Origin of the sequence: Sporosarcina luteola (assembly GCF_023715245.1) — a bacterium.
Taxonomy (GTDB): domain Bacteria; phylum Bacillota; class Bacilli; order Bacillales_A; family Planococcaceae; genus Sporosarcina; species Sporosarcina luteola_C.
The window spans coordinates 288,299-301,114 of the sequence record NZ_JAMBNV010000002.1 but is presented as its reverse complement, the minus strand read 5'-3'; the positions used below and the strand labels follow the sequence as shown (position 1 = coordinate 301,114).

General features: G+C 48.4%; 12 protein-coding genes. 8 read left to right on the top strand and 4 right to left on the bottom strand.

The window, feature by feature from the left end:
* Position 1 precedes the first annotated feature (1 nt).
* The 4 genes from M3152_RS13015 (at position 2) to kynA (ending at position 3,661) form a co-directional block, all read left to right on the top strand.
* Positions 2-607: a response regulator transcription factor gene (locus tag M3152_RS13015; RefSeq protein WP_251695603.1), complete on the top strand. Its 606-nt coding sequence runs from the start codon at positions 2-4 to the stop codon at positions 605-607.
* 332 nt (positions 608-939) lie between these two features.
* Positions 940-2,211, top strand: coding sequence for a kynureninase (gene kynU / locus M3152_RS13010; RefSeq protein ID WP_251695602.1), 1,272 nt, complete (start codon positions 940-942; stop codon positions 2,209-2,211).
* A complete protein-coding gene (kynB, locus tag M3152_RS13005) occupies positions 2,208-2,840 on the top strand; it encodes an arylformamidase (protein WP_251695601.1) in 633 nt (210 codons plus the stop codon). Before kynU ends, kynB begins: the two co-directional genes overlap by 4 nt.
* Positions 2,837-3,661 carry a tryptophan 2,3-dioxygenase gene (kynA, locus tag M3152_RS13000; RefSeq protein WP_251695600.1) on the top strand — a complete coding sequence of 275 codons (825 nt, stop codon included), beginning with the start codon at positions 2,837-2,839 and terminating at the stop codon, positions 3,659-3,661. Before kynB ends, kynA begins: the two co-directional genes overlap by 4 nt.
* Before the next feature lie 252 nt (positions 3,662-3,913).
* Here kynA and M3152_RS12995 read toward each other — a convergent pair whose 3' ends face one another.
* On the bottom strand, positions 3,914-6,082 hold the full coding sequence (locus M3152_RS12995; protein ID WP_251695599.1) for a hypothetical protein: 2,169 nt from the start codon (positions 6,080-6,082) through the stop codon (positions 3,914-3,916).
* 57 nt (positions 6,083-6,139) lie between these two features.
* On the opposite strand from M3152_RS12995, the gene M3152_RS12990 reads away from it, so the two are divergent.
* Positions 6,140-7,003 carry a D-alanyl-D-alanine carboxypeptidase family protein gene (locus M3152_RS12990; RefSeq protein WP_251695598.1) on the top strand — a complete coding sequence of 288 codons (864 nt, stop codon included), beginning with the start codon at positions 6,140-6,142 and terminating at the stop codon, positions 7,001-7,003.
* A 53-nt stretch (positions 7,004-7,056) separates the two neighbouring features.
* Positions 7,057-8,379, top strand: coding sequence for a D-serine ammonia-lyase (locus M3152_RS12985; protein WP_251695597.1), 1,323 nt, complete (start codon positions 7,057-7,059; stop codon positions 8,377-8,379).
* 163 nt (positions 8,380-8,542) lie between these two features.
* On the opposite strand, the gene M3152_RS12980 is transcribed toward M3152_RS12985, so the two are convergent.
* Positions 8,543-9,283, bottom strand: coding sequence for a YqcI/YcgG family protein (locus M3152_RS12980; protein ID WP_251695909.1), 741 nt, complete (start codon positions 9,281-9,283; stop codon positions 8,543-8,545).
* 127 nt (positions 9,284-9,410) lie between these two features.
* Here M3152_RS12980 and M3152_RS12975 point away from each other — a divergent pair, with 127 nt between their 5' ends.
* Positions 9,411-10,262, top strand: coding sequence for a dimethylarginine dimethylaminohydrolase family protein (locus tag M3152_RS12975; protein WP_251695907.1), 852 nt, complete (start codon positions 9,411-9,413; stop codon positions 10,260-10,262).
* 197 nt (positions 10,263-10,459) lie between these two features.
* Here the strand turns inward: M3152_RS12975 and M3152_RS12970 are convergent, their stop codons facing one another.
* Positions 10,460-11,650 (bottom strand): M14 family metallopeptidase, encoded by a 1,191-nt coding sequence (locus tag M3152_RS12970; RefSeq protein WP_251695596.1) that lies wholly within the window; start codon positions 11,648-11,650, stop codon positions 10,460-10,462.
* A gap of 169 nt (positions 11,651-11,819) precedes the next feature.
* On the opposite strand from M3152_RS12970, the gene M3152_RS12965 reads away from it, so the two are divergent.
* The gene (locus M3152_RS12965) at positions 11,820-12,218 is read left to right on the top strand and encodes a VOC family protein (RefSeq protein WP_251695595.1); all 399 of its coding nucleotides are present in this window, start codon (positions 11,820-11,822) and stop codon (positions 12,216-12,218) included.
* A gap of 145 nt (positions 12,219-12,363) precedes the next feature.
* On the opposite strand, the gene M3152_RS12960 is transcribed toward M3152_RS12965, so the two are convergent.
* The gene (locus tag M3152_RS12960; RefSeq protein WP_251695594.1) at positions 12,364-12,510 is read right to left on the bottom strand and encodes a hypothetical protein; all 147 of its coding nucleotides are present in this window, start codon (positions 12,508-12,510) and stop codon (positions 12,364-12,366) included.
* Positions 12,511-12,816 lie beyond the last annotated feature (306 nt).

The following is a 12,816-nucleotide window of genomic DNA, read 5'->3' as shown; positions in this document are numbered from 1 at the left end:
AGTGATTCGAATCGTCATTGCGGAAGACCAAGGAATGATGTTAGGCGCATTAGGCTCCCTTTTGAATATGGAAGATGATATGCAAGTCGTAGGAATGGCACGGAACGGCGAGGAAGCAGTCCGCCTCGTGAAGGAACATAAACCCGATATTTGCATCATGGATATCGAGATGCCGATCAAGACCGGCTTGGATGCGGCAGAAGAGCTGAGCGGGATGGACTGCAAGATCATCATCTTAACGACATTTGCGCGGGCGGGCTATTTTGAACGCGCGCGAAAGGCCAAGGTTCGCGGTTATTTATTGAAAGACAGTCCGATCGAGGAGCTTGTCAATTCCATCCATGCGATCCAGGAAGGACGCCGGATCTATGCACCCGAGCTCGTCGATATCGCGTACGAAGAGGACTCCGAAAACCCGCTGACCGACCGCGAAAGCCAAGTGCTGGGCCTCGTTGCAGAGGGGAAGACGACGAAAGAAATTGCGGGGGAGCTGTTTCTGACACCGGGAACAGTAAGGAACTACATATCGGTCATTCTTGAAAAGCTGGAGGTCGGCAATCGGATCGAAGCAATTTCGCGGTTTAAGGAAAAAGGATGGTTCAAATAAGTAGTGTTAACAGGTAAAGGAGTTATTCCTTTGCCTTTTTTTCTGCCTGCCTGCAATCGCGTCCAAGTCAAGTCGCTCCGCGTCCAAAGTGAGCCGCTCCGCGCTCAAAGCGATCCGCCCCTCGCTCAAAGCGAGTCAATTCGCGCTCAAAGCGAGCCATCCCGCGCTCAAAGTGAGTCGATCCGCGCTCAAAGCAAGCCAATCCGCGACCAAAGCAATCCCCAACGCTAACCGAAAATCCCAACGTATACCTGATATTTCCACAAATTCAGAATGTCCACCCTTTCGCGAATATGCTATGCTTTTCTTACCAAGATAAAAGGGGGATCTGCATGACACACCACACTTTATACAACGCACAGGATCGAGATAGCCACGACACGCTCGCTTCCTACAGGAACGAATTTTACATACCGGCAAACACAATCTACATGGATGGCAACTCACTCGGTTTATTGTCCAAAAGGGCGGAGCAAACGCTGCACGACTTTCTCAATTCCTGGAAAACGCTAGGCATTGACGGATGGACGGAGGGGGAGCATCCTTGGTTTTATTTATCCGAACAGGTCGGGGAGAAGATGGCACCGCTCGTCGGGGGGTTCAAAGGGGAAGTCATAGCAACCGGCTCTACGACAACGAACTTGCATCAACTTGTCTCAACGTTTTACAAGCCTGATGGCAATAAAAAGAAAATACTCGCTGATGAATTAAATTTTCCGTCGGATATTTATGCGCTGAAAAGCCAGCTTCAGTTGAAAGGGTATGATCCGGACATTCATCTCATCCGTGTCAAAAGCCGCGACGGACGCTATTTGCTTGAAGAGGACATTATCGACGCGATGACAGACGACGTGGCGCTCATCGTGTTGCCGGCTGTCCTGTACAGGAGCGGGCAAATCCTCGATATGGAGAAATTGACGAAGGCTGCGAATGAACGGAATATCCCGATCGGCTTCGACCTTTGCCATTCCATCGGAGCAGTCGAGCATTCGCTCCACGACTGGGGGACGGATTTCGCATTCTGGTGCACGTATAAGCATCTGAACGGCGGGCCTGGTTCGGTCGGCGGCCTGTTCGTCCATGAAAAGCATTTCGGCATGGCGCCGGGACTTACGGGGTGGTTCGGTTCGAAAAAGGAGTCGCAATTCGATATGGAACATACGATGGATCCCGCGTTGGATTCGGGCGCTTATCAAATTGGTACTCCCCATGTGCTAAGCTTGGCGCCTGTCATCGGATCCCTCGACATGTTCGAGGAAGTCAGCATCTCGGCAATCCGTGCGAAATCGCTCGAGTTGACGGGCTATATGCTCAAATTGATTGAACAGGAGCTAGGCGGAATGGAATTCACAATCGGTAATCCGATTGATGAAAATCGCGGTGGCCATGTATTGCTTGAGCATAAGGAAGCGGCGCGCATATGCAAGGCGTTGAAAGAAGACGGCGTCATTCCGGACTTCCGCGCGCCGAACGGCATAAGGCTCGCGCCTGTTGCACTTTACAATACGTTTGAGGACGTTTGGCATACAATACAGAAGCTGAAAGTGATCATGGATGAAAAACGGTACGAAAAGTTTGACAATAAAAGAGGTGTTGTCGCATGACGAGGGAGTGGATCGATATTTCGCAGCGTCTGCATAATGGAATCGCCGAATGGCCGGGAGATACGCCGTTTTCCTACAAAGTCGAGTTCCCAAAAGCTGACACGGGTTCCGTCAACATCGGAAAGATAACGACGAGCACGCATATGGGGACGCATATTGACGCGCCCTTCCATTATGACGATAACGGAATGAAAGTGCATGAGCTGCCAGTTGATGTCTACATCGGAAAGGCTCGTGTCATTGACGTTTCGGGGCTTGAAAGCGTCGGACGTTCAGAGTTGGAGGGAATCGACTTTGGCGGAGTAGAACGGGTTTTATTGAAGACGTCTAGCCGTCCGGATCCGGATGTGTTTCCGGAAACGTATGCTGTTTTGCGGGCGGACATCGGACCTTTATTGAAGGAACGAGGCGTAAGGCTGATCGGAGTCGATACGCCCTCCGTTGACTCTGAGCATAGCAAGACGTTGGATGCCCACCACTCGCTTTATGACAACGGTGTGCTTATTTTGGAGAACATCGTGTTGACTGAAGTAGAACCTGGCGACTATGAACTGATTGCCTTGCCGCTGCCAATTGAAGGCGGAGACGGCAGCCCGGTGCGCGCAGTAATTAGGAGGTGGCAGTCATGAGTGAAAAAGAAAATGGAATTCATACGGATTTCCGGGACAATATGACATACGGGGAATATTTGCGTCTCGATAAAGTGCTCTCAAGTCAGGAAAGATTATCCGGCCATCACGATGAAATGCTGTTCATTATCATCCACCAAGTGAGTGAGTTATGGATGAAACTCATTTTGCATGAACTGAACACGGCAATTGAATTGATTGAAAAAGACGAACTGCCGGAAGCGTTCAAAATGCTGGCACGCGTCTCCCGGGTCCAGACGCAGATCATCCAGGCGTGGGATGTCCTGTCCACATTAACACCAGCGGAGTACATGGAGTTCCGCGAAAGCCTCGGCCGTGCATCGGGCTTCCAATCCTACCAAAATCGAAAGATCGAGTTTGCACTCGGCTACAAACAGCCGCACATATTGAAAATCTACGAGAAAGACCCCGAGCTCGCAAACGAATTGCAGACAGCCTTCGGGGCACCGGGTATTTACGACGTCGCCATCCGCGCACTTGCACGCGCCGGATTCCCGATCAATCCCGACTTGCTGAATCGCGATTTTTCGATCACGTACACAGGCGATCCGACTGTGGCATCCGCATGGCTCGAAGTGTACCGCGACGTCGACCGCTATTGGGACTTGTACCAGCTTGCCGAAAAGCTCGTCGACATCGAAGACAGCCACCAGCAATGGCGCTTCCGCCACATGAAAACAGTGGAACGGATCATCGGCTTCAAAACAGGCACCGGCGGCTCATCAGGCGTCGACTATCTGAAATCCGTCCTTGACCATAAATTCTTCCCTGAACTGTGGGAAGTACGGACAAAGCTATGATTAAAGTGAAAGAGGCTATCCGATGGTAGTCTCTTTTTTAATTAACCCAAAGATTGTGAAGGACATTCTGCACGAGAGGGAGAACCTAATAGCTCATAATTTCCGCGAATCACGCATAAACCCCAACAGAAGTGCATAAAATCTCCCAATCGCGCATAAATCGTTAAATGTACTCATAACCATCCCGAAAGGCGCATAAATCATAAACCTTACGCATAAATCACTCCAAATACGCATAAAAGCCCCGCCGGCTCACACCGGCGAAGCTTCAATATCCTCAAAACGAATCTCTTTCATCTCACCTCTGTCCATCTGCAGCAGCGAATGCCTGATAATGGCATCCCCGACGGTGACCAACCCGATATTGTTCTCCGTCTCAACAATCGCCCCGCCTTGCATCTCCAAATAACGGAGAGCCTCCTGCCATTTGGCATCCTTCGGGCAGTCAATCGCCTTCCCGCCATTCCGAATCGAAAAGCCTACATCGCAATACCGGTAGATCGTCTTCTTCACCCGTCGCCTCGCATTTCCCCAAATCGCCATCTTCATAAGCTTTCCCCAAACGCCCGAGAAGCTCATATTATGGGAAGGGCTGCTCGTAAATTGCAAAATATCAAGCACTTCCCGCTTCGATGTCAAGCGCGACCGGACCCCGGAAGCATAATGGACATCCCCCGACAGGATGATGCATCGGGACAGGCTCCAATGGAACAGTTGGCCGATGAAATCTGTGAACCCTCTGCCATTATACTTCCACGCCTCGAAATCAAGCACTTCATGAATCGGAAACCCAAGTGTCCGTAGCGGATACACATATGAATGGAGAACCGATTCGATGAGGCCCAACCCATATAACGGCGTCGGCGAAACAATGATCAGCGGGTCCCCTCGTGTCCATCGGGATTTCAAAAGCGTCCGGGCCGTCACCTTCCAACCGGACGTGCCGATCAACCTTGGTGTTTGGATGCTCTCTTTATACATCCGCCCAACTTTCACCGGTTTCGGCTCATCTTCAAATTGACGCATTGTCCTCGTATCTAAAAACAGCGCAGCAGGTGTTGTGGGCGCTACGAATTGCCAGCCATTGAATGACCAAAGACGATTCGCCCAAACCTTATAAGCAGTTGAGTCAGCAATGAACCCGTCGAAATGACTACACATCGACTGTAGGAACCCCTCCCCGAACCGTTGTGGCTCATTGCCCCAAGCTTGGAACGCCCAATATGCACAAAGCCCGTTCGCAATCACATGTTTCCCTAAAGGTGAAGCGAGCACCGCACCGCGCCAATCTGCGGATAAATTCCAGTCATCCGTCACATCATGGTCATCGAATATCATATACGTAGGTACATTCGCAAAAAGCCTACGGATCCGATGAAGAGAACCAATCGCCTGCAATAGCTGCCCGGCCTGTTCTTCAAAACGGACCCTGCATTGCTCCAGCTCACCATGATCGTCAGGATAATACAAATACAGGCCATCCTCCCTCACCAACTCATCGAAAGTAGGGAGAAATACGCCCGCCCACATTGCCGGACTCCATGACAGCAAATACATCGCCGCATACTCTCCGAACGTAAGCAGATGATTCGAAGCGTTGCCTGAAGTAAACCGGCAAAACCGTTCCGTAATAAACTGCCGGCCATTCACTTGCGTTAACGAACTAGAAAAAGGCTCCCCCCGCAAGCGCAAATCGAACTGCCAAAGATCTTCCTTACCAATATAGTGTTCGGCAACCGTTCTGATGACTGGAAATAAAGGATCCGCCACATCATCTGCGTAAATCTGGTCTCCGGTAAGAAACAAAGCGCACGGCCGTGCCGCAAGATTCTTCGTTTCCCTATGCAAAAGCGCATCTGCTGCAACGAGAGCATCATCTCCCTTCCCGTGAAATTTCCGGCACGATGCATATAGAAAAGTTGGAGCTGCACTAGCGGGGATGAAAAACGAAGGATAGGGAAGCCCATCATACGTGATGGAATCTTCATTATCGTGAATCAATCCGAGGCTCGCCAAAGTAACTATGTTTTTACCAACGCGAAAAAGCAGGTCATAGCCAAGGAGTGTCTCCGTTGGAAATTGCCCATGCACCTGCACTAGGTGGATGAACAAACGATGGCCTGCCCGTATAGATGTCGTCTTCGTATCGGTGTCGAACTGAATAAGTGTATCAAGACAGTAAATGGCAGCATTCACCTCGACAGGACAGTCTGTCGCCACCCAAATAGCAACAGATTCTGTATCGACGCGCCGTAACATCGGACCTGCTAAAATCCCCGCACTCTCCATGCAAATCACCACCATCACTGACGTTATTATTACTAGCGTATTCAGTCCGGATGATGATGGTGTGTGCAGAAGGGCGATGACCTTATTGTGTGGAACACCCATCTTCAGAAATTCTTCAGAAAGTCCATGCATGAATCTTCATCTTTGTTGTAGACAATAGAAGTACTACAGAAAGGTGTGGTCTTCCATATGAAAAAAATTCTCGCAATCCTATTCGTCGCCGCAATGGCATTTTTCTTCTTCATTAAGGATAAAGACGCTCGTAAAGAAGCGGACCCCATCTACAGCGAGGCAAAGGCTTCCATCGTCATGGAAGCTGATTCCGGAAAGATCCTTTATGAGCAAAATGCAAAGGAGGCGTTGCCGATCGCAAGCATGTCAAAGTTGATGACCCAATACATCGTCCTCGAAGCGATTGCCGATGGTCGACTCACATGGGACAGCCAATACAAGCCCTCCACAACGGCGCTGAACCAACCGAAATATGCGGTCATTTTAGGAATGGACAAGCATAAAACATACATTGTCCGCGAACTTTTCGCCGCCATGACCGTCACTTCCGCAAACGATGCAGCTGTCGCACTTGCCGAAATGGTGAGCGGCACGGAAGAGGAATTCGTGATACAGATGAACAAGAAAGCCAAATCATTCGGCTTGCGGAACACCAGCTTCATCAATGCAACGGGATTGGATGAAGATGAGACGAATCGCGCAACAGTCCGGGATGTCGCCGCCATCGCGAATGAACTTCTGATAAACTATCCGGAAGTACTGGAATTCACCCGCATGACGGATTTCACCACGAGCGAAGGAACGAAGCTATGGAACACAAACCTCATGCTCCCGGGAATGCCGCAAGCGATGACTGGCATGGAAGGGTTGAAAACGGGGTACACCGAAGAAGCCGGGCCATGTTTTGCAAGCACGGGCATCTATGAGGGGAAGCGGATCATCACGGTCGTCATCGGCGTCGAAGCGGAGGGAAGCGACACGTCCACTCCCCGTTTTGAACTGACCCGCGATTTAATCGACCGATATGTGTTGAATAAATAAGAGATTCCCGCATGCTATAATGAAGGAAATTCTCTAACTGGGGGCTGATAACCGTGGATAAAACTGAAAAAGCGAAGTGGGTCGAAGAATTCCCAATACTAAAACAAATCATTGAGAAGCAGGAAGTTCTATGGAAGAACCCATTGAATGGTGACAGTGCAACAGGCATTGCGCAATCCGGCATCACTGCAGCAGACGTGAAGGACGCAAGCGAACGGTTAAAGCGTTTTGCCCCGTACATCGCAAAAGTATTTCCTGAAACTGCAAAGGAAAATGGCATTATCGAGTCACCAATCACCGCCATCCCGAAAATGAAAGAAGCACTTGCTCCCATATATGAAACTGTAATTCCCGGGAAATTGCTGTTGAAGCAAGACAACGCCCTCCCGATTTCGGGCTCCATCAAAGCGAGGGGCGGCATCTACGAAGTATTGAAGCATGCCGAAACGCTTGCCTTGGAGCATGGGCTCATTAAACAGGATGGGGACTACACAAAATTCGCGGAGCCGGAATTCCGTAATTTATTCGCGAAGCATAAAATCGCTGTCGGATCGACGGGAAATCTCGGATTGAGCATCGGCATCATGAGTGCGAAGCTCGGCTTCAATGTCACGGTCCATATGTCCGCGGATGCGAAGCAATGGAAGAAAGATCTTCTCCGTGAAAAAGGCGTGACAGTCGTCGAATATGCGGACGATTACAGCAAAGCGGTCGAGGAAGGCAGACGACAGGCGGAAGCAGATCCGCTCTGCCACTTCGTTGATGATGAAAACTCGCTCGACCTCTTCCTCGGCTACGCCGTCGCAGGCGAACGGGTCGCTGCCCAATTAAAAGAGAGTGGTATCGAAGTCGATGGAAACAATCCTTTATTCGTCTATTTGCCATGTGGTGTAGGCGGGGGACCGGGGGGCGTCGCTTTCGGTCTGAAGCTTCAATTTGGCGACAATGTCCACTGCTTCTTCGCGGAACCGACGCATTCACCATGCATGACAATCGGCATGATGACGGGATTGCATGACAAAGTATCCGTCGCGGATTTCGGTTTGGACAATCAGACTGCCGCGGACGGACTTGCTGTTGGCACAGCATCTGCATTTGTCGGTAAGAAGATGGAACCGCTCCTTGAAGGCTGCTATACCATTGGCGATGACACGATGTTCCAGCTGCTGTCAATGATTGCAGATACTGAGGACATCCGACTCGAACCGTCAGCGCTCGCGGGAATGACAGGTCCACTCCAAGCCATTCGCAATGGAGTGCCACTAGCCGACGCTCCATCCGCAACCCATCTTGTCTGGGCGACGGGAGGCGGAATGGTGCCAGAAACCGAAATGGATATCTACTATGGAATCGGCAAGGGAATCGGCAGGAAATAAACGCTATTTCCCGGGAAATCGACACACTTCGGGAAATATTCCGTCAAAAAACGACGTGGAAATGTAGTGTTGACGGCATTCTTCAGTAGGGGCAAAGCAGGAAATTAAACATGGGAAATAAGAAAAGAGGCCGAAACAATCCTTCGGCCCCTTTTTACATCATTCAATCACTTTTCATTTCTTTATGGGAAAACGGACATTTTCCGACAATCGGTTCAACATCGTCACCGATGAAGAATTGTTTCCATTCATTATGTGTCGGATCGCCGTAATGGCTAATATCCGGATGCTTCGGCAATTGATCCCACACTTCGACACGTTCACGGACCTTTTCGCGGGACATGATGCCACCTTTTTCGGTGCCCTTCAATCCTTCGAAAATACGTCTAGGTTGAAAGCCAAGCACCATTGATTGCCCTAAATCCCTCGTCTTCCGCTGCTTATAGGCAGGGGCATTTCCGAACACGAAAATCGGCTCTCCGCCAAAATGGAAGTCCCATAAGTAATGATCGGGATTGCGAGGGCTGTCAGCTGGCCATTCCACCTTATCTACGTCATGCAAGTATTGCAAAATGTCCCAGAACTGCTTGCGGTACGCCTCTAAATCACTTTCCGCTTCAAAAGGCTCCACGAAGACGAACAGACCATGCCGTTTATGATTCGGATCCTCGAATAACTTCAAAAATGCATAAAGTGCGAAAGACAAATTCGACCAATCCTTCTGCGTCACATACGCATACCGCAGCTCACCTTTCATTTCGCCACCCATGCCAAAATAACACGGAAACGTCTTATCCGTTACAGTTTCCCGGAATGTCCGATAGCTCTCCAATAACCACTCCGGCAGATCAGATCGACTTGCAAAATCCTCTTTCGTTAATAATGCATTTGTAATTTCTTCAATCAAAATCTATTCCCCCCGACCTTAATTAGTTATCCATTCCCTCGTCAGGAGACCCTAAACTACTGGTTTAGTTTGAATGGAAGAGGGAATAGTTTTGAAGGATAATAAGAATGTGGAGGATGAAAGCATGAGTTCCCCAGTGGACGATAAATCAAAAACGAAGTGCAATACAGAATATGACCCATTGAAGCGAGTCATTCTATGTCAACCTAAATTTATGGCAATCGAAGATATTATCAACTACACACAAAAGGAATATGCAGACGAAAACATCGACGTGGAATTGGCGATGAAGCAGCACGAGGAGTTCGAAAAGCTACTCCTTGAACACGGCGTGGAAGTGATCAAGCTGCCTTCATCCAAACGATTCCCCGAGCAAGTATTCACGCGAGACATCGGCTTCACAGTCGGAAAGGAAATATTCGTCGCTGAAATGGCGAGCGATATTAGGAAAGGCGAGGAAGAGGCACTCGAGGGTTTCCTGGAAGACGAAAACATCCCATACCAGACGACTACTGACCGGGTCGAAGGGGGAGATGTCATCGTCGATCGCGACAAAGTGTACGTCGGTATCAGCAGTCGAACATCCGAGGAGGCAGTCCGCAATTTACAACAAACTCTGCCGGAACACAACATCATCCGCGTGCCTTTTAATGAAAAATACTTACATCTGGATTGTGTATTCAACATACTGTCGCCTGAAATCGGACTCATCTTCCCGGAAGCACTTTCAGCAGACATGGTCGAAACACTATCGCAATCATATAAGCTGATCGAAGTGTCTCCTGAAGAACAATTTACGATGGGCACTAACGTCTTATCAATAGGAGGCAACAAAGTATTCAGCCTCCCGCAAAACAAACAAGTGAACGCCGCCATGCGCGCCCACGGATTCGAAGTCATCGAAGTCGACTTCTCCGAAATCATCAAATCCGGCGGCTCCTTCCGCTGCTGCTCCATGCCCCTCGAAAGGGACTAAACCTCACGTGAAGTGAGGTTTTTTGGTGGAATAGATCCTAACAACGCATAAATCCATTAATCTACGCATAACTCGCCAGAAACACGTATAAATCCCTTCAAAAGCTTATAAATCCGGCTAGAGACGCATATATTGTAATATCCACGCATAAACCGCTGGAAACACGCATAAACTCGCTGCAGCGCATACTAGTTACCCTACAAATACAATCCAGCTAGAAAAATGCCCAACGCTTCCTGATAAATCTCACCAAACTGTTCAATTGGCAATGGATTAACTCCAAATCCTAGCTCGACGGTGAATCCTGGTCTTCGCCAATCTTGAATAAACCAATCCTTATAGCCGGCGTAACTTTCGATTGTTTGGACCGGCTCATAGCCGCTTACCCGGCTAAATTCATTGACCATCGCTTCCGACTCAGGCGGCTCAAGTCCCTGATACCCCCAATAGATGACCTCACCTTGCGTATGGAACGCGAGCACCCACGCAAAATCCCGTTCCCTCGTCAGGTCTGCCATCGCTATGGCTTCAGGTTCCGAAAGTGGTCGTTCTCCACCATAATCTCGAGGTCCCGGGGTTTTCGGATTACGCTCCCGTTCCAACTCCCAATTTGCCGGAAACTGATCGTTCAAATCGACACCACGTATATTCGCTTTCCATCCAGAGAAATCCGTGCTGCCGTTGTTCCATTCTACGACTCTCGTTCTCCATGGCTCCGTCTCCGGCGGCCCTTCCTGCACAAGTGTTACACCGTCAGGATTCACCATTGGGACAATGGACAAGGTGGATTGTTGGTACAGAGGAAAAGTGGACAGTCCGCGTATTGGAGTTTGATTTGTTAGTGAAAGCAAATAGTCATTGAGGAAAGTCATGACGACAGGTGTCGTGAACCATTCATTCGCATGGAAGGAAGCATTGTAATGAACCCGTTTCGGACCGGTGCCAAGTCGTATCTCAGGAATGTTCCTTCCGAGAACCGAATTCCCGATTGACGTGTTTAGTATGAAGGGATACACAGATTGAAGCCTTCTTAAGTCATTGATCATCATCGCATAGCTATACGTCTGCCCACCGTTGACGAGCCTCCACGTGATCCGCAAGGGAACCCGGATCGTCTGCCCGACTTGCAGGCGGTTTGGATTGAGCGTTGGATTCACAAGAAAAATCGCATCGAGAGGAATATTTCTACGCTGTGCAATCAACCATAAGGAGTCTCCCTGATTGATCTGCACCTCGAACGCCACAAATCCCGGGATTCGGATACGTTGCCCTACTGAAAGAACCTCCAAATTTACATCACGATTCGAATCTATGATCAATTGAAGCGGAACTCTAAATAGCTGGCTATAATACCACAGCGAATCTCCCCGTCGCACGGTAATATCCACGCCATTCCTCCTCTTTAGGAAAGTACACAATCGATACCAGTATATGAGGAGTGAGTGGGGAAGTACTACTCACAAAACGACGGCTTGAGTAATTAACGTGTAGAATGGATACTTTTATGAAAAATGAATTATACTTTAGAGGATAGCAATGGAAAGGTGTAGATGTTTAATGAAAAAGGTAGCATCATTCTTAATGTTTCAGGATGATAATGCAGAAGAAGCGATGAATTATTACACATCCCTCATCGAGGATTCGAAAATTACAAGCATTGTTCGATACGGGCCTGGTGAGTCTGGGAAAGAAGGAACTGTAATGCAGGCTACTTTTACGTTAAAAGGGCAAGAATTCATGTGTATCGACAGTAGCGTAAAGCATCAGTTTTCATTCACACCTTCATTCTCGATTTTTGTAACTTGTGATACTGAAGAGGAACTTGACAATCTTTATCATGAACTCATCGAAGGTGGATCAGCACTCATGCCTTTAGGTGATTATGGTTTCAGTAAAAAGTTCGGCTGGCTAAATGATCGCTTCGGAGTTTCATGGAAACTAAATCTTCCTAACTAATATGAAAGCCTGAATCAAGGATTACTTGGTAATCTAAGATGAAGGCTTTCAATATTTTTTTAATAAAATGCGTTCAATTGTAGTCAAGCGGTGAAGAATTTAGTAGTACATCAAAAAAGGACTACCCAAAGATAGCCCTCCTCAATTATACATCCGACTCTACAATGTGGTGATCATCATGCATCGGACTTTCATACGCAACAAGCGTTACACCCAGCTCATCCTCCAAAGCACTCAATGCCTTCAACTGATCCTCATTCAACTCCGCAAAAAGTTCCCGTTCTGGCATCATCGGAATACACACCCTTTCAAATTTATGGTTAGGGTGTCCAATCGAGGATGGGATATACTATTTCTGATTTAACGCACAAAATCCGCGCAAGCTCCTGGAAAAGAGAATAAAGGTTTGTGCTAAAATTTATTTTTCTGTGCACTGGCTAATAATTCCTGCCTTTAATGTACATCAGATCAACATGATAGGAATAATAAATAAAGAAAGCAGTAAAACGAGGGGCTATTGATTTTTGTTTGGTATAAACGGCACTTTTTATATAAAATCAGGAACATATGTGCTAACATGTAGTAAAGGAATGTTTTT

What these genes read in the sequence shown, in the direction of transcription:
- M3152_RS12965 (WP_251695595.1), top strand. Translation starts at nt 11,820, where the DNA reads ATGAAAAAGGTAGCATCATTCTTAATGTTTCAGGATGATAATGCAGAA.
- M3152_RS12990 (WP_251695598.1), top strand. Translation starts at nt 6,140, where the DNA reads ATGAAAAAAATTCTCGCAATCCTATTCGTCGCCGCAATGGCATTTTTC.
- kynU (WP_251695602.1), top strand. Translation starts at nt 940, where the DNA reads ATGACACACCACACTTTATACAACGCACAGGATCGAGATAGCCACGAC.
- M3152_RS12975 (WP_251695907.1), top strand. Translation starts at nt 9,411, where the DNA reads ATGAGTTCCCCAGTGGACGATAAATCAAAAACGAAGTGCAATACAGAA.
- M3152_RS12995 (WP_251695599.1), bottom strand. Translation starts at nt 6,082, where the DNA reads ATGCATGGACTTTCTGAAGAATTTCTGAAGATGGGTGTTCCACACAAT.
- M3152_RS12960 (WP_251695594.1), bottom strand. Translation starts at nt 12,510, where the DNA reads ATGATGCCAGAACGGGAACTTTTTGCGGAGTTGAATGAGGATCAGTTG.
- kynA (WP_251695600.1), top strand. Translation starts at nt 2,837, where the DNA reads ATGAGTGAAAAAGAAAATGGAATTCATACGGATTTCCGGGACAATATG.
- kynB (WP_251695601.1), top strand. Translation starts at nt 2,208, where the DNA reads ATGACGAGGGAGTGGATCGATATTTCGCAGCGTCTGCATAATGGAATC.